The sequence below is a fragment of the Pseudoalteromonas sp. APC 3355 genome, from assembly GCF_030407615.1.
GTDB lineage: Bacteria > Pseudomonadota > Gammaproteobacteria > Enterobacterales > Alteromonadaceae > Pseudoalteromonas > Pseudoalteromonas distincta.
Map to the genome: position 1 here is coordinate 336,646 of NZ_JASDDB010000004.1, position 23,093 is coordinate 359,738.

At 38.5% G+C, this 23,093-nt stretch carries 21 protein-coding genes and 1 rRNA gene; 9 read left to right on the forward strand and 13 right to left on the reverse strand.

Going from position 1 to position 23,093, the window contains the following annotated elements:
• Positions 1-96: 96 nt before the first annotated feature.
• The 4 genes from arsJ to QMA08_RS09680 form a co-directional block, all read right to left on the reverse strand.
• Positions 97-1,314: an organoarsenical effux MFS transporter ArsJ gene (arsJ, locus tag QMA08_RS09665; RefSeq protein WP_182738711.1), complete on the reverse strand. Its 1,218-nt coding sequence runs from the start codon at positions 1,312-1,314 to the stop codon at positions 97-99.
• Between the two features lie 24 nt (positions 1,315-1,338).
• On the reverse strand, positions 1,339-2,349 hold the full coding sequence (locus tag QMA08_RS09670; RefSeq protein ID WP_272451804.1) for an ArsJ-associated glyceraldehyde-3-phosphate dehydrogenase: 1,011 nt from the start codon (positions 2,347-2,349) through the stop codon (positions 1,339-1,341).
• 20 nt (positions 2,350-2,369) lie between these two features.
• Positions 2,370-2,726 (reverse strand): metalloregulator ArsR/SmtB family transcription factor, encoded by a 357-nt coding sequence (locus QMA08_RS09675; protein ID WP_004334508.1) that lies wholly within the window; start codon positions 2,724-2,726, stop codon positions 2,370-2,372.
• 174 nt (positions 2,727-2,900) lie between these two features.
• Positions 2,901-3,329, reverse strand: coding sequence for an organic hydroperoxide resistance protein (locus tag QMA08_RS09680; protein ID WP_149593264.1), 429 nt, complete (start codon positions 3,327-3,329; stop codon positions 2,901-2,903).
• A 123-nt stretch (positions 3,330-3,452) separates the two neighbouring features.
• Here QMA08_RS09680 and QMA08_RS09685 point away from each other — a divergent pair, with 123 nt between their 5' ends.
• The 3 genes from QMA08_RS09685 to astB all read left to right on the forward strand — a co-directional run bounded on the left by QMA08_RS09685 (position 3,453) and on the right by astB (position 7,022).
• On the forward strand, positions 3,453-3,887 hold the full coding sequence (locus QMA08_RS09685; protein ID WP_290174371.1) for a MarR family transcriptional regulator: 435 nt from the start codon (positions 3,453-3,455) through the stop codon (positions 3,885-3,887).
• A 45-nt stretch (positions 3,888-3,932) separates the two neighbouring features.
• Complete coding sequence (locus QMA08_RS09690) at positions 3,933-5,039, forward strand: L-dopachrome tautomerase-related protein (RefSeq protein WP_004334499.1); 1,107 nt, start codon at positions 3,933-3,935, stop codon at positions 5,037-5,039.
• 636 nt (positions 5,040-5,675) lie between these two features.
• Complete coding sequence (astB, locus tag QMA08_RS09695; RefSeq protein WP_004334492.1) at positions 5,676-7,022, forward strand: N-succinylarginine dihydrolase; 1,347 nt, start codon at positions 5,676-5,678, stop codon at positions 7,020-7,022.
• 99 nt (positions 7,023-7,121) lie between these two features.
• Here the strand turns inward: astB and QMA08_RS09700 are convergent, their stop codons facing one another.
• Positions 7,122-7,976 carry a mechanosensitive ion channel domain-containing protein gene (locus tag QMA08_RS09700; RefSeq protein ID WP_290174374.1) on the reverse strand — a complete coding sequence of 285 codons (855 nt, stop codon included), beginning with the start codon at positions 7,974-7,976 and terminating at the stop codon, positions 7,122-7,124.
• Positions 7,977-8,202: 226 nt separating this feature from the next.
• Here QMA08_RS09700 and QMA08_RS09705 point away from each other — a divergent pair, with 226 nt between their 5' ends.
• Both QMA08_RS09705 and QMA08_RS09710 read left to right on the forward strand, forming a co-directional pair.
• Complete coding sequence (locus QMA08_RS09705; RefSeq protein WP_290174375.1) at positions 8,203-9,201, forward strand: DUF4382 domain-containing protein; 999 nt, start codon at positions 8,203-8,205, stop codon at positions 9,199-9,201.
• A gap of 55 nt (positions 9,202-9,256) precedes the next feature.
• The gene (locus tag QMA08_RS09710; RefSeq protein ID WP_290174377.1) at positions 9,257-9,937 is read left to right on the forward strand and encodes an SDR family oxidoreductase; all 681 of its coding nucleotides are present in this window, start codon (positions 9,257-9,259) and stop codon (positions 9,935-9,937) included.
• A gap of 44 nt (positions 9,938-9,981) precedes the next feature.
• On the opposite strand, the gene QMA08_RS09715 is transcribed toward QMA08_RS09710, so the two are convergent.
• Positions 9,982-10,656 (reverse strand): hypothetical protein, encoded by a 675-nt coding sequence (locus tag QMA08_RS09715; protein WP_290174379.1) that lies wholly within the window; start codon positions 10,654-10,656, stop codon positions 9,982-9,984.
• Between the two features lie 401 nt (positions 10,657-11,057).
• On the opposite strand from QMA08_RS09715, the gene QMA08_RS09720 reads away from it, so the two are divergent.
• A complete protein-coding gene (locus tag QMA08_RS09720) occupies positions 11,058-12,371 on the forward strand; it encodes a M20/M25/M40 family metallo-hydrolase (protein ID WP_290174380.1) in 1,314 nt (437 codons plus the stop codon).
• A gap of 64 nt (positions 12,372-12,435) precedes the next feature.
• Here QMA08_RS09720 and QMA08_RS09725 read toward each other — a convergent pair whose 3' ends face one another.
• From QMA08_RS09725 to QMA08_RS09745, 5 genes are all read right to left on the reverse strand, one after another.
• Entirely contained in the window at positions 12,436-13,233 is a 798-nt protein-coding gene (locus QMA08_RS09725; RefSeq protein ID WP_004334468.1) for a response regulator, read from the reverse strand.
• A gap of 121 nt (positions 13,234-13,354) precedes the next feature.
• Positions 13,355-14,071 (reverse strand): Sir2 family NAD-dependent protein deacetylase, encoded by a 717-nt coding sequence (locus tag QMA08_RS09730; protein WP_290174382.1) that lies wholly within the window; start codon positions 14,069-14,071, stop codon positions 13,355-13,357.
• Positions 14,068-15,084: a kelch repeat-containing protein gene (locus tag QMA08_RS09735; protein ID WP_290174384.1), complete on the reverse strand. Its 1,017-nt coding sequence runs from the start codon at positions 15,082-15,084 to the stop codon at positions 14,068-14,070. Before QMA08_RS09735 ends, QMA08_RS09730 begins: the two co-directional genes overlap by 4 nt.
• 108 nt (positions 15,085-15,192) lie before the next feature.
• Positions 15,193-15,408 (reverse strand): epimerase, encoded by a 216-nt coding sequence (locus QMA08_RS09740; protein WP_290174385.1) that lies wholly within the window; start codon positions 15,406-15,408, stop codon positions 15,193-15,195.
• Between the two features lie 119 nt (positions 15,409-15,527).
• Positions 15,528-16,403 (reverse strand): diguanylate cyclase, encoded by an 876-nt coding sequence (locus QMA08_RS09745; RefSeq protein WP_290174387.1) that lies wholly within the window; start codon positions 16,401-16,403, stop codon positions 15,528-15,530.
• Positions 16,404-16,882: 479 nt separating this feature from the next.
• Between QMA08_RS09745 and QMA08_RS09750 the strand changes: the two genes are divergently transcribed.
• The 3 genes from QMA08_RS09750 to QMA08_RS09760 are packed head-to-tail and all read left to right on the forward strand — an operon-like array spanning position 16,883 to position 21,506.
• Positions 16,883-18,943 (forward strand): TonB-dependent receptor, encoded by a 2,061-nt coding sequence (locus tag QMA08_RS09750; RefSeq protein WP_290174388.1) that lies wholly within the window; start codon positions 16,883-16,885, stop codon positions 18,941-18,943.
• 9 nt (positions 18,944-18,952) lie between these two features.
• Positions 18,953-19,480, forward strand: a complete 528-nt coding sequence (locus tag QMA08_RS09755) for a YfiR family protein (protein WP_080945067.1) — start codon at positions 18,953-18,955, stop codon at positions 19,478-19,480.
• Between the two features lie 4 nt (positions 19,481-19,484).
• Positions 19,485-21,506 carry an EAL domain-containing protein gene (locus tag QMA08_RS09760; protein WP_290174391.1) on the forward strand — a complete coding sequence of 674 codons (2,022 nt, stop codon included), beginning with the start codon at positions 19,485-19,487 and terminating at the stop codon, positions 21,504-21,506.
• Positions 21,507-21,758: 252 nt separating this feature from the next.
• Here the strand turns inward: QMA08_RS09760 and QMA08_RS09765 are convergent, their stop codons facing one another.
• Both QMA08_RS09765 and rrf read right to left on the reverse strand, forming a co-directional pair.
• Positions 21,759-22,394, reverse strand: coding sequence for an isoprenylcysteine carboxylmethyltransferase family protein (locus QMA08_RS09765; RefSeq protein WP_290174394.1), 636 nt, complete (start codon positions 22,392-22,394; stop codon positions 21,759-21,761).
• A 386-nt stretch (positions 22,395-22,780) separates the two neighbouring features.
• Positions 22,781-22,895: ribosomal RNA gene (gene rrf / locus QMA08_RS09770) — 5S ribosomal RNA — on the reverse strand.
• Between the last annotated feature and the right edge of the window lie 198 nt (positions 22,896-23,093).

Genomic DNA, 23,093 nt, shown 5'->3' on the forward strand with positions numbered 1-23,093 from the left:
TTTAAATTAAAACTACTGATACAGTTTAGTAGATCTAACCAACGAAGCTATGAATATCGTTAAACAAATTGAATTTAATACAATACGTTGGGTTTTTTAAAGTTTAGCTAACCGTGCTGTTGTAATTGCGGCTAAAACTAATAAACACACACTTACCCATAAACACGCACTAAGCCCATATACTTGAAAAACCCAACCAGAAAGCACTGTACCAAGCAAACGCCCTATCGCATTGGCCATATAATAAAAGCCAACGTCGAGTGACACCCCATCATTTTTAGCAAAACTTACTATTAAGTAACTATGCAGCGATGAATTTACAGCAAATACACCACCAAAAATAAGTAAGCCAATTACAAGCGTAAAATGTACCGCTATATCCAATTGCATCAACAACGCCAAAATGCCAGTTACACCACTTAACAAAGCAACCCACCAGTATGCTTTTTTGACCGAATGTGAAGTTGAATCACCTTGCCCAGTTATTCGCGGTGCTTGTGATTGCACCAATCCATAAGCAATTACCCACGAAGCCATAAAGCCGCTGACCCACCAGTGATCCCAGTTAAACTGAGCGGCTAAGTAAACAGGTAGTGCAACTACAAACCATACATCGCGCGCTGCAAACAAGCATAAACGCGCTGCGCTAAGTAAGTTAATTGCCCGCGATTTAGAAAATAATTCTTTAAACTTAGGTTTGTTTTTAGCTTTACCAATATCGCCTTTTAAAAAAATTAAACTAATAACCCACGCAACACTAAGTAAAATAATTAGGCTTATTAATGCCCCCACAAAACCAAATACAGTTAGTAATAAGCCGCCTAAAAAAAAGCCCACCCCTTTTAAAGCATTTTTAGAGCCGGTAAGTATGGCAATCCATTTATATAATTGGCTTTGCCCTGCATCGTCTTGCGGTACTAAATACTTAATGGCGCTCTTTGCACTCATTTTATTTAAGTCTTTTGCTATGCCACTCAGTGCTTGCGCTGCCATAACATAGGCAACGGTTAGCCAATCCCCTGGCACGCAAAGCATGGCTAAAGCGACAAGTTGTAGCCCAAGCCCTACATTCATGGTTTTGTTCAACCCTAAATGCGCGCCAAGCCAACCACCTACTAAATTGGTGATCACCCCAAATATTTCATAAAACAAAAACAACATGGCTATTGCAAATGCACCATAACCTAACTGATGAAAATACAGCACCACCAACATGCGTAGCGCACCATCAGTTAAAGTAAATGCCCAATAGTTACTAGTAATTATTAAATATTGTTTTATAGAGCTCGGTAAATTAGCCAACTGCGCAAACATAGCGTTAAACCTTTTTAAACGAGATTAAACCAAATCACTTTGTGCAACTTTAAGCATTAGCTCAGCAGTACGGTTTGCATAACCCCACTCGTTATCGTACCAAGCGTATAGTTTAAGTTGAGTGTTGTTAATGACCATGGTTGAAAGCGCATCAATAGTGCAGCTGCGCGGATCTGTTTTGTAATCTATAGATACAAGCGGCTTTTCTTCGTAGCCTAAAATACCTTGTAGCTCGTTATTTGCAGCGTCTTTAAACCACGTGTTTACTTCGTCTTGTGTAACACCTCGCTCGAGTTCAAAAACACAATCAGTAATTGATGCGTTAGTAAGAGGTACGCGCACGGCGTGGCCGTTTAATTTACCTTTTAGCTCAGGAAAAATATGCGTAATAGCAGTTGCACTACCGGTTGTAGTAGGAATTAAACTTGTACCGCACGAACGCGCACGGCGTAAATCTTTATGAGGGGCATCAATAATCGTTTGAGTATTAGTAATGTCGTGAATAGTAGTCATTGAGCCGTGTTTAATACCCACTTTTTCTTGCAGTACTTTTACTATTGGCGCTAAACAGTTAGTAGTACACGAGGCGGCTGTAACAATTTTATGCTCACTTGGGTTATAAAGCTCATCGTTTACACCCATTACTACATTTAAAATACCGTCTTCTTTTACAGGTGCGGTTACCACAACACGCTTAACGCCTTGTGCTAAATATTGATTTAACAGCTCTGTGGTTTTCATTTTACCGCTGGCTTCTATTACTACATCGCAATCAGACCAATCAGTTTCGTTTATGGTTTTGTTGTTGGTAACTGCAATAGTGTGTTTACCCACACTAAAGCTATTATCATCACTAGAAACCTGTTGTGCTAAGCGCCCGTGTACTGAGTCAAACTCAATTAAATGTGCGTGGGTTTTAGCATCGCCCGCTACATCATTTACTTTAATAAACTCTATTTCTGGCCAATCAACTGCTGCACGCAGAGTTAAACGTCCCATACGGCCAAAACCGTTAATACCTACTTTAATAGTCATAATTAAATACCTTTAATAAGTTAGTTACAGCAGCTAGTAATACGTTCAGGGCGATTACCCATAACATTTAAGCGCGTTAAATCGTTTTCATAAAATGAAGGGTTAGCAGTAAGCGTTTGCGTTAATACATTTTTAGCCCACTCTGGTAGGGCTTTATTAATACTGTAATAAACCCATTGATTTTGTTTACGGTCGCTCAACAATCCGCATTGTCTTAACTGCGCTAAATGGCGAGACACTTTAGGTTGGCTTAGCTCAAGTGCAGCAACCAGTTCGCATACACATAGCTCTTCTTGATGGCTAATGAGCAGCATTGCTTTTAAACGCGTATCGTCCGCTAGGCATTTATAAAATTGAAGTGGGTTGAATTGTTCCATATTGTCCTCGCAGTTTTATTGCACATACAATAAAACAAAAACAGAATATATGGAATAGTGAATATATGATTTTTTGTATATTTATTTAACGACTCATTTATTAAACTCCACGCACAAAAAAGCCCAGTGGCAAAACCACTGAGCTATTACAGTATTAGTTAACTTAGCAATTAATTAAATAACTGAAAGCTCTACTTCAATATTGCCACGTGTTGCGTTTGAATATGGACATACTTGGTGCGCTTTATCTACAAGCTCCTGCGCTGCAGCTTTATCCATATCACCTAGTGACACAGCAAGTTTTACTGCAATACCAAAACCGCCTTCAATCGCGCCAATAGATACTTGTGAGTCAATATGTGTGTCGCTTGGTAAATCTATTTTTTCGCTACCTGCTACAAATTTTAGTGCACCAATAAAACATGCTGCATAACCTGCGGCAAATAATTGCTCTGGGTTAGTGCCTTGTCCGTCGTCTCCGCCTAAACCTTTAGGTGTTGATAGTTTTACATCTAAACGACCATCATCAGATTTAGCTACGCCTTCGCGGCCGCCAGTTGCAGTTGCTTTTGCTGTGTAAGCTACGTTTTGTAATACATTCATAATGAACTCCAAAGTTTAGTAATTAATTTAGTTTGTGTGCAAAATAATAGAACAAGTAATTAGAGATTGCAAATACTTTGCATGCAAATTAAAATACCATGTATCGAAATAAAGGATAACGTTATGCCGTTTGAGCAATTAAAGTTAAAAAATCAGTTATGTCATCGGTTATACATGGCATCTAACAGCATTGCGCGTGCGTATCGCGAGCCTTTAAACGAGCTAAATTTAACTTACCCGCAATACGTAGTAATGATGGCGCTGTGGGAGCAAGACGAAATAACAATTGCAGAGCTAATAGATAAAACCGCGATAGATGGCGGTGCTATGACCCAAATACTCAAAAAAATGAGCGACAAATCATTACTGGCTGTTATTAAAGATGAGCACGACAAACGCAAACGCCTAGTTCAGCTAACCAAGCATAGCCAATCACTTAAGTTAAAAGCAGCCGATATTCCTAAAAATATTTTATGTAAATTTGATAGTGTAGATGCAACACAAGCGAAACAGTTGATGCAGCTGCTCGATTTAGTAGTAAACGACTTAGCCGATTAGGCTCTTAATTTTTAAACAATAAACGTGTTTTAAAAGGTTTTAAAAATGACTCATATTAAAAAATTACTATTAGCAGCGGCGTGTAGCACGGCACTTTTAGGTAGCAGCGCCGTAACTGCTAACACCGCTGGCCAAAATGCTGATTTAAAAACAGTAGCGACTTTTGATGCGCAGCACCCACCGGGCAACATTGCTATTACCCCATCGGGCAGAAAGTTTTTATCTGTGCATGGCTTTTTTGGCCAAAAGCAAAAAATTATGGAGCTTTTAAGCGATGGTACAACTAAGCCCTACCCTAATGAAGAATGGGCATACGCGTACAATAACGGTAAAGGTTTTTACGACGTACTTGGCATAAATGTATCAAGCGATGGCGTTTTATGGATGCTCGACACTTCAGGACCCGATCACGCTGGGCGCTTAGTAGGTTGGGATACAAATAAAGAGCAACTGCACAAAATTATTTACCTGGCTAAACCGACCATTACCGACACCTCGTTTTTGAACGATTTAGTCATCGATAATAAGCATGGCGTTGTATACATTGCCGACACAGCACAAGGCAGCCAAGCCGCTATTATTACGGTAAACCTTAAAACAGGTGTAACACGCAGAGTATTACAAAATAGCCATTACACCACAGCCGAAAATATCGATATGGTTATTGATGGGCGCACAATGAGCCTTGGCGGCCAACCTGCCCGTTTAGGTGTTAACCCTATTACGCTTGACCCTAACGAAGACTGGCTTTACTTTGGCTCAATGTCGGGCACGTCGGTTTACCGCATTGCCACCAGCGATATAAATAACGAGAGCCTTTCGGGTAAAGCACTTGAAGACAAAGTTACGCGTTACGGCACTAAGCCAATTTCAGATGGTATTATTGTTGATGGCGGCGGTAACGTATATGTAACCGACATAACCAATGGCGCAATTGGCGTAGTTAAACCCACTGGCGACTACGAAGTATTATTTAAAGACGAACGTTTGAGCTGGCCTGATGGTTTTAGTTACGGAGCCGATCATAAAATATACTTTACCGTTGACGATTTACATAATTCGCCTGTACTTAATAATGGCAAAAATCAAAGCCACGGTAAGTTTAAAGTAATGTCGTTCGAGCCTTTAGTAAAAGGAAAAGTAGGCCGCTAATTTTTTTTTAAGTAACTACATTTTTTAAAAAGCCTTGCTCGTTTAAGTGACCCAATAGTTGCAGGGCTTTTTGTTAAAAACACACCACACTGGTGCATATTTTAAAAATACTTCACCTCTTTGGTGCTAACCCTTAAGTATGTATTTACACTTAAATACTAAACACCTGATTTCTATTCATAAAATATTCAAGTTAATGTTGGCATACTTCTTTCTATAAACTGATGTGTTCAGTGAAAATACCAAGGAAAAACCATGTTCAACTTATACCATACCCTTTACCTTTTATGGCGTTTAGACATTAGCGTTTGGCAAGTTAATGATCCAACAAATACCCATACCACCGCTGACAAAGAGCGCGTCTATGTTAAGTAACATCGTATTGTGTAAAGGCTTGGCATAAAGCTTAAATGTAAAAACCTACTTTAGGCTAAGCTTTTGCACACTATGAAATTTATGTGTACATTTTAATTAAACTTCAAATTAATCGTTCAATATAAAAACAACCCCCTTGTAATAAACTCCACATTTAAAAACATCGAAAAAATTAGTAAAAACACTTCGTTTATAACTTTGCAAGCAGCCCTATTGCGTTGTATTGTTGCATCCTATTGAAAATTTTTAGTTGGGACGTGTATGCACGCTTTGGAAGTTAATTTTGATGGCTTAGTTGGCCCTACTCACAACTACGCTGGTTTATCGTATGGTAATGTTGCCTCGTTAAATAACGCAGCAAGCTTTTCAAATCCTCAAGAGGCTGTGCTTCAAGGCCTTGAAAAAATGAAAGCCATGCACGACAAAGGCCTAACTCAAGGTGTATTTGCCCCTCATGCGCGCCCCGACTTAAACGTACTGCGCCGCTTAGGCTTTACCGGTAATGATGCACAAGTAATTCACAAAGCATTTAAAGCAGATCCTATTTTATTACGCGCGTGTTATTCAGCTTCAGCAATGTGGACAGCAAATGCCGCTACGGTATCGCCATCTCCTGATACAACCGACGGCAAAGTACATTTTACTTCAGCTAATTTGAATAATAAGTTTCATCGTTCATTAGAGCCTGCAACCACTACACGCTTATTAAAAGCGATGTTTAACAACGACAAATACTTTGCGCACCATACCCATTTACCAGACCAAGGCTTTTTTGGCGACGAAGGTGCAGCAAACCATACTCGTTTTTGTGACAGCCACGGCGAGCAAGGCCTTGAAATGTTTGTATTTGGTGCCAGCGCGTTTAACAGCCAATTACCAAAACCAGCTAAATTTCCTGCAAGGCAAACACTAGAAGCCTCAGAAGCAATTTGTCGCTTACATAACTTAAAAGATTCAAGCCAAATTTTACTACAGCAAAATCCAGACGTAATAGATCAAGGTGTGTTTCATAACGATGTAATTGCAGTAGGTAACGCCAACGTATTACTGTGCCACCAGCAAGCATTTTTAAACCAAGCTTTGGCATTGCAAGATATTCGCGAAGCGTATGTGGGCAATAAAGAATTTTATATTATTGAAGTACCTACCGATAAAGTAAGCATTACCGACGCTGTAAGTAGTTATTTATTTAATAGCCAGCTAGTGAGCCTTGAAGATGGTTCAATGCTGTTAGTGGCACCACAAGAGTGTAAACGCAACAGCGCGGTTAACGCCTACATTGAAGAAATGATCATGGCTGATAACCCAGTAAACCAAGTACAGTTTTTTGATTTACGCCAAAGTATGCAAAATGGCGGCGGCCCAGCTTGCTTGCGTTTACGTGTAGCCCTTAACGAGCAAGAACTTGCTGCAGTAAACCCAGAGGTTATTTTAACTGATACTAAATACACACAACTGTGTGACTGGGCAAAACGTAACTACCGCGACAAATTAGGCGCAAGTGACTTTGCAGACTCAGCCCTATTGACTGAAAGCTACCAAGCACTTGATGAGCTCACACAACTACTTAATTTAGGCTCAGTGTACGACTTTCAATTAGAAGGTTAATACATCAGCCTACACAAAGGCTAATACTACGGCTAATATAAAAATAGCGAGCCAAGGCTCGCTATTTTTATTTGTGCTTATGTTTATGTTAATACATATTTAAGCATCTTTGTTAACAGTTATTGCCGACGCCATAGACTCAGATATATGCAGCGTACGCTGCGGAAACGGAATACTCAGCCCTGCGCCTTCAATAGCTTCTTTAACACGTTTATTTAAATCCCACACAGTTTGCCAATAATCACCATTAACAGCCCACGCACGTAATTGAATGTTTACTGCGCTTTCGCCTATTGATGTCACCATTACTTTAGGTGCAGGCTCTGCGAGTAATCGGCTCTCTGATGCGGCTAATTCTTTAAGTACATTTAAGCCAACATCAATAGAGTCGGCATACGAAATACCCACCACTATGTCCATTCGCCTTTTGCCATTACGGGTGAAGTTTTTAATATTCCCACCCCACACTTTGCCGTTAGGTGATGCAATGTAAAGACCGTCGGTGGTTTTAAAAATAGTGGTAAATAGGTTTATTTCACTCACAGTACCAAGCGTGCCACTGGCATCAACAAAATCGCCTATTTTAAAAGGTCTGAGTATTAGCAGCATAATACCCGCAGCAATATTGCTCAGCGTATTTTTAAGGGCTAAACCAATCGCTAAACCAGCAGCACCCATTAGCGCAATTAAGCTTGCCGTATTAACGCCAAAAATATCTAAAATAAATAGCCCACCAATTATATAAACTAAATAACCAGCAATACTCGATAAAAGAGGAAGCAGCGTACTATCCACTCTTTTTAATGGCGATTTAGAGTTTTTAATCGCTTTTTTAACCGATCGTGCAATTAAGGCACTCGCAATTAAAATCACCAACGCTAAAATCACCTTGTAACCTAAAGTGATGATTGTTTCTGAATGGCTTTGCCAAAACGCTAAGAGTTTATCTTTCATGTTTGTTCCGATAAATGTGGCTGAAACTCAGCAAAATAATGGTTAAATCTAATAAAACCGACTTCAAAAGAAGTGGCGCGAGTATATAGTAAAAAACGATTAAATCGATGAAATTAAAAACGTTTTAAAACAGCATGTTAAAAGTTATAACTTCTCATATTTTTAATTCAATTTAGGTTAAGGGTTAAATACATACACTTAACAAATCAAATAAGAGGAAACAACCATGAACTTTAAATCAACAATATTAAGTAGCGCTATTATTTTTGCCTTAGCAGGCTGCGGCTCATCAAATGACGATGCTGAAACAACCCCACCGCAAACAAGTGATAAAACCACTTTTAGCTTAGGAATTTCCGACGCTCCAGTCACTGGTTTAAAACAGGTTAACGTTGTATTTGATTCAATAACAATTAAAGCCCAAGAAGGTGAAGAAGTTAGCTTTGAAACTCGCTCTAAAAACGATGCCACCTTAGCGCAAATGGTCAACTTACTAGACTATACGGGCGACGATATTTTTCAATTACTTGACGATCAAGAAGTACCTGCAGGTGATTATTCGTGGATCCGCGCGCAAGTAATAAACGGCGACACAAACAACCTTAGCTTAACATCTCACGTAGTTTATGAAGACGGCAGCATTGCACCGCTTATCGTAAAAAGAAAAGGTAATGATGGCGTGGGCGAAATTCAGCTAGATGGCTTTACACTCAATCAAACCGACAACGAGTTTGTATTAGAGTTTGATTTAAAAAAATCATTGGTTGATCCACAAAATAATAACGAAGTCTTTTTAAAACCTCGCGGTGTGCGTTTACAAAACCTTTCTGAATCACAAGATATTGAAGGCACTGTAAGCCAAACACTTATAAACAATTGCGAGACTGACAACATTGGTCTTGCCGCTGATGATTCATCATTTGGCCATGCTGTTTACCTTTACTCTGCGCAAGCACAAACCCCAACAGATATTCATGAAATAGATGGCCAAACGCCTGATAACGCTCCATTAGCTACCGCCAATGTTGTATTTGATTCAGACGATAATGAATACGAATTTGAACTCGCATTCATAACACCAGGCGACTATCAACTTGCTTATACGTGTAGCGCACACATAGACGATGCAGAGCAAGTAGATGCTGATTTTAATATTTATCAACTAAAACAAATTAGCCTAACACAAGCTGACGATTTATCAGTCAATTTTGACATAGCGCAATAACTGCATGGCGCACATTGAGCTGCGCCTTTATTCATTTGTTAATAAGGAAAAAACCATGGCAAAAGAGAAAATAGTACTCATAACCGGCGCTTCTAGTGGCATTGGTGAAGCAACGGCAAAAACCTTAGTAAACAACGGTCATAAAGTTATATTAACCGCCCGTAGAGAAGAGCAACTTAACCAACTTGTTGCCGAGCTAGGATCAGATAACGCAATGAGCGTAGCCGCAGATGCAACCGACTTTACCGCACTTGAAAACGTAGTTACCAAAGGCATTGAAAAGTTTGGCCGATTAGATGTAGCCTTTGCTAACGCGGGCATGGGTGTTTCAACCGCAGGCACCGAAAAAGGTGATCCCGATGAGTGGTCAACCATGATTGATATAAACATTAAAGCCCTACTGTGGACTGCAAAATTAACCCTGCCGCATTTACGCCAAAACAAAGGTCACTTTATATTAACCAGCTCTGCCGCTGGCCGTAAGCCAATTGGTGGCTCTATTTACGGTGCAACTAAATGGTTTGCTTATGGCTTTGGACAAAACTTAGCAGAAGAAATGAGCGAGTGGAACGGCCGCTGCACAACCATAGCCCCAGGCATGGTAAACACCCCATTTTTTGATGAAGCTAAACCCGACAAACTCGACCCACAAGATGTAGCCGACGCCGTACTGTTTGCTATTGAAGCAAACCAGCGCAACAGCGTACGCGAGATTTATTTAATGCCGACTAATTAATGTTGGCTAGATAGTTTGGGCCGTCAGGTTTAATACTAATGGTGTTAAACCTGATGGTTGTTTGTATTAATCTCAGCTCCGATTTCTACACATGCGGTCCTTAACTTTTGTATATAATCAATAAGCACTTCATCCCTTATAGACTTAAAATTAGTGCCTTGAAATGAAAACTCATCAAAAGATATGCTATGAACTGTCGTACCATCGAAAGCAAATGAATACATCGGTTTAACTAAACTTATATGCTTTGAAGTATTTACAAATGCATTGATATAGCGATATTCATCAGATGTTATTAAATTTAATAACATCTCCTTGATCTTAGATTGCCTCATGGAATCATGGACGGACTTAAAAGTTATTCTATGAATATTGTTAGCTGGCAGTTGAAAACATATTACCAATATTTGTGCAAGCGTTTCTGGTAGGCTGTGAACCATCATTGCAGCTGAAACAATCGATACTTCTCTCTTAGCTTTGGCTGAATGAAACTCTGGGAATGGAACCTTATTAACCAATTTATTCATTTGGGCTATATAGTTGTCAAGGCTACAATCACTGAACTTTTCAAAACAAACATGTGCTTCATTTAAGTGAAAACCAACAGCTTTGCCTTTCCAATCAAACGCATCCATGTACTGGTCTAAACGCTTATAATCGGTATCAGATACCTGCTCTTGAATACGGCTTTTTAAACTCTTAAAATTCCAACTAACCATTATTTTCCTGCTGATTGATAGCAATTTAACTTACGACATCTGTCGTTTTACAAACCGATAAATGTCCCTATATTACAGTGATTTCATGCTAGCTATAAAATAAACATCTGTAAACAGTTAGTTAGCTTCGCCTTACCTTTTCTAAATGTAGCAAAAATCCAAAATGGTGGAGATCAGTAATATCAGGCAAATTGCTGTTTAGTTGCACAGGTTGATTATTAGTTAAGTGGTTATATTTTAAATACCTGTGTTTAAACCAATAACGCGTACACCCCATAACCCTTAAACCTGTAACTCGTTATTGCTTATAAAATTAGTTAAAAATCACAATCTACTTCTATTGAATACTCTGTATTTTTACTTCATATTAAATATTCTTATTTCTCACTTATTATGCTGTTATGTCATTTTTAAAATTTAGCCATGCACTTATTTTTACCCTTGCGAGTACCCTGTCGCTTACAAGCCATGCGGCGCTTGATAAAAACGAGCGTGAAATAGTAAAACAGGTCGATAAAAACATTCCCCAAGCACTGCAAGAAATAGAGCAAGCCGTAAATATTAATAGCGGTTCGCTTAATATTGAAGGTGTAAAAAAAGTAGGTGCGCTGACAAGTGAGCAGCTTAAAGCCATTGGTTTTAAAGTAGAATGGCTGGATGGCAGTGCGTTTAACCGCGCAGGACATGTACTGGCAACCCATGAGAGTAAAAACCCCGATGCAATAAAAATACTGATGATCGGCCATCTAGATACGGTATTTGCCAAAAACGATAACTTTACTACCTACAAACAACTTGATGCCGATACAGCCAGTGGCCCAGGCGTTGCCGATATGAAAGGCGGTAACACGATAATAATTACCGCACTTAAAAGCTTACAAGCCCTTAATTTACTCGAAAATGTAAGCATAAAAGTATTGCTGACTGGCGATGAAGAAAGCAGCGGTCGCCCGCTTAGCTTATCTAAACAAGCTATTGTTGATGCAGCAATTTGGGCTGACGTAGCGCTTGGCTATGAAAATGGCGATAACAATATAAAAACTGCTATGGCGGCGCGCCGTGGTTATACCGGTTGGACGCTAAATGTAACGGCAAATGCAGCGCATTCGTCACAAATATTTAGCGAAAGCGTTGGTTATGGCGCTATTTACGAAGCATCACGCATTTTAAATGATGTTAGAGAGCAACTTGCCACGCAACCTAATTTAACATTTAACCCAGGGCTTATTGTGGGCGGTACCAATGCCGACTACGACAGTGCTAACTCGTCAGCAACGGCGTTTGGTAAAAGTAATGTAATAGCACAAACCGTGCATGTGGCAGGTGATTTACGCGCACTTTCGCCAAAGCAGGTAGAAAGCGCTAAAAGGGTTATGCTACAAATTGTGGCTAAAAACTTAGATGGTAGTAAAGCAGAGCTTATTTTTGAAGACGGTTACCCGCCAATGGCATTAACTGATGGCAATAAAAAGCTATTAGAATTATACAGCGACGCAAGCCACGATTTAGGCTTCAACAAAGTAGTTGCCGCCAATCCACGCAATGCAGGTGCGGCTGATATTTCGTTTGCGGCAAACCATGTTGATATGGCACTTGATGGTTTAGGCTTGATGGGCAGCGGTGCGCACACTAAAAACGAAACAGCCGATTTAACCAGCCTTGATAAAAACATTAAAAAAACGGCATTACTCATTTATAGATTAGGAAAACTGTAATAGTAAATGTATTTTAAAGATGAGCGTAGGCCAAATAATAACCGTCCTACGCTTGTACTTACTTTTAAGACATTATTTTATACAGTAATTCTCGCACTGTGGCCGGTTCAAACGGTTTATCACAAATAGCATCAACTCCCGCTTGAGCTATATTAGCTAGGTGGGTGTCGTTTGCCTCTGAGCTCACCATTAAAATAGGAATATGTGAGTAGCTATTTGAGCTTCTAACGGCTTCTGTTAGTTCTCGCCCGTCCATTTCTGGCATGTTGTAGTCGGTTACTATTAAGTCAAACGGTTGGTTATTCAAGTGCTCAATAGCTTCTTTACCGTTTTCAGCTTCTATTGGTGCAGGTATTCCCATCCCCGCAAGTACGCGTATTATGTGTTTACGCGCAAAGCGGCTGTCGTCTACCACTAAAACTCGCAGCAGCGTTACGTCAAAATGATCAAGTTCTACTTCTTCTTCGCTTATAATATCAAGGGTTGCTTTGAGTGCGCGGGTAATGGCTTTTGCGCTAAAAGGCTTTGGCAAAATAGCCAGCACACCCGATTGGCGTAATTGCTCAAGGTATTTTTTATTACGCTCGCTCGATATAAGCATAAAAGGTTGATGCTCGGTGATAGGGTTTGATCTTATTTCTTGCAATAGTGAGTCAGCTGTCCCGTCAGATAAATACATAGAGCTTATAACTAGATCAGGGTGATAACTTGCTAATAAGCTAAGCGCTTGTGTTTGTGTAGATGCAGTTTCAACTTGTTTTACACCACTTTCTAAAAGCGATTTTATTATTATTTTTTGCTGAACCTCTGAAGGCTCTACAAGTAAAATAGACAAGTTTGCTATTGCAGTTAAGTCGCTCATTCAGATCTCTTTAATATTGTTATAATCAGGATAATAATAACATTTTTGACTCGTTAATATTATATAAAGAGATTGTAATATTTAAGAAAACATTATCAACCCCTTTAAAATATAGCACTTATTAATTAGATTGAATGTAATCTAATGCATTCATTTTTTTATATGTGACGTTAGCGTGCAAAATATGTACAGGTTCAGGGTCAACCACTTCAACAGGAATGTCGTAATTTCGGGCTATTTCAATGGCCATTTGCGTAATATTGACGCTAAACGAGGTGCCCATAAATACAATTTTATCGGCGTTGAGCATACGCTGTTGTGCTTGTGTTATTCTGTAAAGCTCGGTGTAGTATTCGTCAAATAATAAAACAAAGGGCTTAAATGAATGGTTTAGCTCAGGCGTTTGGTTTTGAATATTAAATAGCTCAAAAAGAGACTCTTGCAGGCGGCTTTCGTCTACGCTATCCCACGGGGTGGCAACTGGCGTGACAGGCTCACCTTGCTCATGAAATAAGGTCATTTGATCAAGCCTGCCGTGTATCGCTATGTAATTTTTGTTACCCGCTTTGCCATCAAGCCCATCTATGTTTTGAGTAATTAGGTTTTTGTCACTTAGCCAATGGTGTACGTCGTTTGGGCCATGGTTGCGATACGTTGCAAAGCGATGGTAATACCATGCTAAAAACTCTTTTGGGGCGTTTTGGTACATTGCGCGCGTTGCCATTTCCATAGGCGTATAATTTTTACTGCCAATGGTCCAATAACCATCCTCCCCTCTAAAGGTGGGAATACCACTGGCTGCGCTGACTCCCGCTCCGGTAATGTAAAGAGTGTTCACTTTTTAACCTCGTAACCGAGTACGTTAGCGCTTACTTGCTGACTGTTATCTATACCACCAATTCGATATAAAACCCCACTGTGCTCAAGTAAACCACGATGATCCATACTCTTTACTTCAACTGAGGATAAAATTTGCCATTCGTTTTTTTCGATACTAAAGCGCCAAACATGGTCACTTGCAGGTGCAGGTTTGCCGTCGTAACCTATTGCGCTGTAGTTATATGGGTTATTAGAGCCTGCCAACATATAAATATTGCCATTATAGCTGGTGGCTGCCATTCGGTAGTGAGCAGTGCCTGTTGGATGTGGCAAGGTACGCCAGTCTATTTTTTGTGGATTAGTTGAATCTATTGTGCCTTTTAAGCACTGTGCTACACCTGCAAACGAGCGACGCGAATCAGGATTAGCTTGTGTTTTAACGCCATCACAAATAACAATGATATTATCGCTAATAGCAGCGGCTTGGCCAAATACAGGCTCACCTAAAAATGGCGAGGCTTGTTGCCATGTATTATTTTGCGTGTCGTATACTTGTACTAAGTTTACGTTGCCGTCGTTATGCCAACAGCTTATTAGATAAATGTAACGCGCTTTGTAGCTCAGCGCGACGCTATCGTCTACGGGTACTGGCATGCTCGCAAGATGAGTGTAGGTATCTTTTATTACGTCGTACTTATATACGTCGGGGCTTGAAACTTCAGTATGATCCTCTGCTACCGTATAGCCGCCAAACACATAGGCGTACTCGCCTAAACCGACTGCGGTGCTTGCTAAGCGCCCTTTTAGTGGCAAGCTTGAAGGCACACCAGTTTTAGATTGCCACTGTGAATCGCCAACTTTAAGCGCCCACACTTTGTTATGCACTGACGAATGCTGTTTATCGCGGCCCAGCCCCATAAAGCTTAAAAAATAGGTTTGGTTTTTAACAATAACTTTAGCCACAGCATTATTTGCAACAGGCTCAGGTAAAGCGGGAAGGCTTGCTAACGCAAGAGAAAAAAGAAGGCTCATAAGGCAAATAATTTAATAAGAATTAATACGCTCAGATTAAATTATTTTAGCCTTGTGAGCCAGTATTGTTATATCTAAATAATCAAACGCTTTTGATTAGTAACCATATTAGTAGGCAATACTAATATACTGATTTACGTGCGCTGCATTTTGCGCTTCATCAACCATTGCGGTTGCATAATCAGTGACCGAAACTTTGCTTTCGCCTGCATCATTAGTAAAAAATGTATTACTGCCGATACGGTAATTGCCTTCATTATCACCCAGGCATAGCTTGTGCAGTTTATTTATCGAGGAACTACCTACAAACTGCTGTAAGAGCATTTATAGATTTTTTAACGCAGCACTGGAAAACCGCTATTAAAAATGTGGCGCTAAGTAATGTATTGTACTTAAGGGCGTTGTGATGATGAGTTGTCTAAGGTGGTAGTTCAGCATAATTTTTAAGGTAAATAGGTTACGTTATCTAAGCCTTGTTGTTTATTTTTGTACATAGCTTGATCAGCATATTTTATAAGTTCGTGATCTGTTTGTCCGTGCTCTGGGTAGTTTGCAATGCCAATACTGGGGGAAATATTTAGTAGTACGTCATCTAACTTAAAGACAGCTTTAAACTCAGTGAGGACTTTATTTTTTATTCTGATTGTTTCGTGGCTAGAACTTAAATTATCTAAAATAATTAAAAATTCGTCTCCGCCTAAACGCCCTACTGTATCGTAATGCCTAACCGACGCTGAGAGCCTTTTTGCTATAGCACATAAAAGCTTATCGCCAGTTTCGTGTCCGTGGGTGTCGTTTACTGCTTTAAAGCCATTTATATCTATAAACAGTAAAGAAAAAAATGTGTTGTTAGTAGCTGCACTAATAATTACTTTTTCTAATCGCTCCATCAATAAAGAGCGATTTGGTAAGCCAGTTAACACATCGTGCCGAGCCATGTAATGGAGCTGCTCTTCCATTACTTTTCGCTCAGTTATATCGTGCGCTACTGCAATTCTTACTTGATGTTGCTCTGACCAACGCACAGACCATAATATATGGACTACTTGACCATCTTTTCTCATCCAGCGGTTTTCGAAGCGAGGGTTTACCGTTTCGCCAGACAATAGCGATGTTACGGCGTTATGCGTTTTGTAATGATCACCTTCGTAAACATAGTTAATCATTTTTTTGCCTACAACTTCGTCGGCCGTATAACCAAAAATTTGCTCAAATGCTGCGCTTACAAAAACAAATGTGCCTTGTTTATCTACCACACAAACGGCATCAAGCATTAAAGCGAGTACTTCTTCTACATTAATTAATTCATTTTTTATCATACTTTGGTGCCTTCAAAGCAAAACCAAGCAAATTTAAGTATTCTATATAGCTTTAACAAAAGCAAAGATAATTAAACCACAATCGCAGATAACACAGGGCTAGGTATAAATTGTGCCCATATAATTAATATTGCTTTGAGAAGCATGACACGAAAAAGTTAAGATTAAATATTTATAACCGTAAATACTTTGAAGTTATTCTGAAATAGACTAAATTTTAAGTCGTATATAAACATATAACTATCAGCTACTTACATTTTACTGACTCTTTAATAAATATACTTATAAAGTTCATTTAACTATATTTTTACAGTTCAATTGGGCGAAATTAGACCTTTTAACTACTACAAAATTAGTTACCTTGATTTTATCTCATTTATGCTTTTACACTGTTAATGTATGTTAATATTGTGTGATATCACATGTATTACAAAAACAAAGACTGTTTTTGATTTTTTGATTGCGCAGGAGACTTTTGGGTGAAAATATCACAACGTTTGTTTTGGCCATTACTTTTTGTTTGCCCTTTCTTAACGGCCGAGCCGTTTGAAGATGAAGACCTCGATCTTGATGCTTTAATGGGCATGGATGTACAAGCAACTTCTGCGATGAAAAGAGCGCAATCAGCATTTGATACCGCTTCATCTATTTATGTATTAAGTAAAGAACAAATTACTAACTCTGGTGCTACATCAGTACCTGAAGCACTGAAAATGGTGCCAGGTTTAATTGTACGTCAGCTCGATAACAATCAATGGGCTATTTCATCAAGAGGTATTGCCTCTCGATTTTCTAGCAAACTATTGGTTATGATTGACGGACAAAGCTTATATACCCCAAAATTTGCTGCAGTTTATTGGGAAACACTCAACGTTCCTTTGTATGACATTGAACGCATTGAAGTAATACGCGGACAAGGCGGATTACTTTGGGGTAGTAACGCAAATAATGGCGTGATTAATATCATTACTAAAAACAGTATTGATACTCGCGGTGGATACGCAAACGTAACAACTGGTAATCAAATAAATGTTGATGCAAATCTTCGTTACGGTGGTGATATAAGTAACATAGGCAGCTACCGTGTGTATGGTCATGTAAAAGATGCGAATGAATCAAAAAAAGGGATTTCACTCGCACCTAACGATACAACTAAACAAAATTCTTTAGGTTTTCGGGCTGACTTTACCCCTAATGATGAGTGGTCTGCGCTACTTCAGGGGGACGTTACTCACTCAACACTTGGTCAAAACTATCGAGGTGTTATAGATGAAACCAACGAAAACATTTCATTCTCAGATGATTTAAAGCGAACAGACTCACGCATAATGGCGCGCCTTGAAAACAGAGTGTCGCCCGATGCCAATCAAATGCTACAAATTTCTTGGCTGAAACAAAATGGTTCTCAAGATTATATTAAAGAAGACTTTGAATCGATAGATATTGATTATCAAATGAACTTCATATACCAATCTCTACAGCTAGATTGGGGATTAAACTACCGGTATAACTCTATCTCTTTCGCAGAAAGTGTATTTTTAGATAGCGATAAAAACTTTGATAACCTCAAACAGTTTGGTGCACTTGTTCAAGCTCAATACAATGTGACGCCTGATACACTCGATTTTATTATTGGTACTAAGCTTGATCATAACGATTTAACCGGCTGGGAAAATCAACCGTCAGCAAGGCTTATATACAAACCAGTAGATAACCACCTTACTTGGGGTGCTATATCGAGAAGTGTACGTACACCAACATTGATTGAATTTAACGACAACTTTAAAGTTAATGGTACAGAAATTAAAGATCTTACCGGTTTAAGCTCTGGCTTTGGACAAATAGACGACTACCGAATTGCAACCTACCTAAATGGTAACGACAAAGTTAAATCAGAAAACTATCTATCTTATGAATTAGGCTACCGTTTTACTGCTAACGATTGGTCATTGGATCTTTCTACTTATTATACAGATGCCAATAACGTAGCGGTTATTGATATGAATACGCATGCTGAACAATTCACTCCTATACTTGAATTATTTCTAGCAGGGAGAATCCCAGAAGTATTTCAAGCACTAACAATGACTCGCATAGATTTAGACTTTGCATCTGTAGCAGACACGACCACTAAAGGGTTCGACCTAGTTGTATCATGGCAACCAGTTGATAATCTCAATACTGAGTTTGGTTATAGTTACACCGATTATAAGTACGATTTACCTCCTCGAGTAGAGCCCGCAATCGGCTATGACTCTAAAAACAGGCAGTTATTTGCAAAAGCCGATTATTCTTTTTTAACCAACCATAATGTGTTTGCGACATTGCGCGCAATAAACTCAAATGCATATAACACTGATAATTACACAACGTTAGATATTAGTTGGAATTGGCAAGCAACACCTGTGTGGTCTACTGCAATTTCGGGTAAAAACCTCTTTGCAGGTTCACATATTGAGTACAATAATACGCGCGAAACCTATACATTACCAAACTATATTGATGAATGTATTACGTTTACAATTTCAGCAAATTTCTAAGTTAATTAGATGATTAAATTAAGAAGTTTAATTCACAGTAGCTTAATAACGTTGACACTTTTTAGTGCCAGCGTTTGTGCTGTTGAAAAAGAATACATGCTAAAAGCTGGCTTCTTATATAACTTTGCACGTTTTGGACACTGGGATTATCATTTAGAATCTCTTAATGAATTTATTATTTGTAGCCCTGATAAATACTTTATTGATGCGGCTAACAACGCTTTAAAAAGTCGCACTATAAAAAACTTACCTCTATACAATAAATTAATCACTCTTGATGAAGTAACAACCTCGGCGTGTAACATGCTATTTATTACCTCTGATACATTTATCGAATGGCAAAACATAACACCTTTAGAGCTGAAAAACGTTATGCTCATTGGTGAAACAGACACATTTATTGAAAATGGCGGTCATATCAGGTTTTTTCTTTCCAGTGGTAAAATTCGCTTTGAAATTGCTCCAAAACAGCTTAAAGATGCAGGCATTACTATGAGCTCAAAAGTGCTACGCCTTGCCCGCGTTGTAGATAGGTAGTGCAATGAAAAAACTATTTGCATTAAATACGATGAGCAAAAAATTACTATTTATCTTAATGAGTGTTGCACTTGTATCAACCGCGACAGTAACCATTGTATTTAGTGCTTATGAAATCACTAGCGCTAAAGAGGAACAAATAGAAAGCTTGGGCTCTCTGTCAAAAATGCTTTCACCGAATATAACTACAGCACTTATGTTTGATGATATAGATGCAGTGCAAGAGCTTATAAACCCAATACTTATACGCTCAGATGTTATTAGTATAATGGTAACAAGTATGACTGGTGAGGAACTTGTTATTGCGCAATCCGAAGATGAAGATATGGAGCAAAGTATTGAAGTAAGTACACCCCTTCAGCTCGATATGCATGATTACGGTATATTAAAAATACGCGCTAACAACAGCTACATTCAAGACAGAATTACTTTTTACTTTAAATTTATAATGATTTTGATGGTATTCACCTTTGCCATCAGCCTAATTTTATCTCTTTTATTAAGGCGTCGCTTTTTAAACCCTATTTTATATCTAGCTCAAACAGCAAATAAAATAACTACATCACACGATTATAGCTTACGCGCTAAACAGCTATCACAAGATGAAGTAGGACAATTAACCTCTTGTTTTAATGCGATGTTATACAACATTGAGCAAAGAGAAAATTCATTAGAAAACCAAGTTAGACTGCGTACTAATGAACTTGAAAATGCGAATATTCAGTTGCAACAATATGCCTACCAAGATGGATTAACCGACTTACCGAACAGGCGTTATTTTTACGAAAAACTACAAAGCTTAGTAAGTATTAAGGGAATGAAGTTCGCCCTTATATTCATAGATTTGGATGGCTTTAAAGAAGTAAATGACAGCCTAGGTCACGACTACGGTGATTTACTCTTACACCAAGTAGCCACAAGACTGCAAAGTTGTATAACGACTAAAGATACAGTCGCACGTTTAGGTGGTGACGAATTTACATTAATTTTAGAGGGTGTAAATAGTCCTGATGAAGCATCAAAAATTGCCGAAGCAGTAAAAAGTAGCTTAATGCAGAGCATTAAAGTAAAAAAAGAGATAGTCTATGTTACCGCAAGCATAGGTTTAACATTTTTCCCTGCTGATGGTTTAACAGTAGAAGAGCTCGTTAGACGCGCTGACCAAGCAATGTATTTATCTAAAAATAAAGGGCGGAATCGCTATGAATTTTTCTCTTATGCTATAGAAGAAAAAGCCACAGAAAAGCGTCGTCTAATAGAGGAGATACGCACTGCAATTGTTAAAAACCAATTTGAATTATTTTACCAACCTATATTTTCAATCGACGGGAAATCAGTACCAAAAGCTGAAGCTCTAATTCGTTGGAATCACCCTGAACGAGGCCTAATAGGGCCAAATGAATTTATACCTGTCGCTGAAAAAAACGGATTAATAAACGATATCGGCCAATGGGTAAAATCTCAAGCAATTCAAGATACTGTCCAATTCAATGTTTTAAGTGAAAAGACAATTCAAGTCAGTGTAAATACATCACCTCTTGAAATTGACCGCGCTGGTTGCTGGGTGGATGAATGGATTGTTGCAAGTAAAAAGTACCAACTACCCGCAAACACCATTTTAATTGAAGTCACTGAAAATACTTTAATGGATCCCGACTCGTCAATACAACGACAATTAAAACGCTTAAGCACTATTAATATAGATATTGCAATTGACGACTTTGGTGTTGGTTATTCTTCTTTGGCGTATTTACAGCGCTTAGATATAGATATTTTAAAAATAGATCGCTCATTTATCAACGATATAGAATCAAACGATAATAGTATTGCTCTCGTGAAAGCTATTATCACTATGGCTCACAATCTAGACGTAATGGTGGTTGCTGAAGGAGTTGAGACACAAAAACAGTATGACCTATTAAAGCAGCTTGCTTGTGATTATATTCAAGGCTACATTTTTTCAAAGGCAATTACTAAACAAGAGTTTATGGAAAAGTATATAATACCAATCCGCAATAATACTTAATCATTTTGCGGGGCTGAACGTGTCGCTACCTGTGTTAAAAAATTTTCATTTAGAACAACTAAATAGCAATTTTTTTGCCTAGCTATCAACACGTTTTCCATCCTAAAAATAGATCACTTAATTAAGCGAATTGGTATAAAACAAAAAGAAGTGATCTGATTTATGTCTATCATGCTAGATTTTAGCAAGCCAACACAGAACATTTCTTTACTTTTGCCTTAAAAATCCATGTATTTAAAGCTCAATCCCAAGCTATAACCAGCGAGGGACTAGTTGTTTATACTCTTTATATTGTGTAGAAAAACGATGAGCTAAATGAGCCTCCTCAACTAATGTTTGTCTATATATAGCTGTAAAACCAATAACTAAACAGGTTAAACTAAATATACTAGGTAAGGCTAAAAAGAACCCCACCTGTGCAGCTACAACGCCTAAATACATCGGATTCCTAGAGTATTCATATAATCCTGATGTTTTAAGCTCATGTGGTCCCTTAGGATCAATGCCTGAACGCCAAAGGGCTGCCATATGAAAATGTACAAACATCGTTAAAATAAAGCCTGCGGTCAATAATACATCGCCAAATAATACGCCTGGCCAGCCATTGAGTATTGGGAATAGCCCAAGATAGCTATCTAACTCAGGTACAAACACTCTAATTACACATACAAACCAAATAGCAGCCCTGAAAAATTTAAAAACCATATGGTTCCACCAACTAGTACAAAATTTATCACCGGGATAAATAACGCCTGATGGTGTATTTCGATTTTTATAAATAATTCTAAATGTATAAAATCCGGCAACAAAAGTATAAAAAATAGCTAAGTAAACTCGGGTAAATTCAACTAGCGATGCAGAGTCATTTACAAATGTTTCATAAGGCATTTAAGTTACAGCTCACAATCATTATTGGTAGTAATTTTAAAACAACTAAGCCAATAGATTTAGTTATAAGATCATGAAATCATATTAGTATTCATTGCCCTCATAAACAAGCTAAGTCTGTGGTTAGTTAACGAGTTATAATCAACTAATCAAACTAATTTATAAATTCTGTTTGATACTTCACCTAAACAACTGCTTACACAAACCGAAAACGTAAATTCGGTAGTTCACAATTTTATTTTTATACCAATTCGCTTAATTAAGTGATCTATTTTTCCGCCCTACTCGATGGTGTTGGTATGAGTGTGTGTTAATTGCGCACATTTCACTTTTCTGCAGACGTAAAAAAGCCCGACTATTTCTAGTCGGGCTCTCTACAATTTGAAGCCTGGTAATGTCCTACTTTCACATAGCAAATGCTACACTATCATCGGCGCTGTTTCGTTTCACTACTGAGTTCGGCATGGAGTCAGGTGGGTCCAAAACGCTATTGTCACCAAGCAAATTTGGGCGTTAATTCGTATTTCTACGCACTAACTGAATTTGGAAAATATCTGATAATATTTTTTAAGTCTTTCAGTAATATCTACTTTAGTCATATTAACTTCTGTCTAAACTGTCGCATAAAACGCGTTTGGCGTTGTATGGTTAAGCCTCACGGGTAATTAGTACAAGTTAGCTTAATGGCTCACACCACTT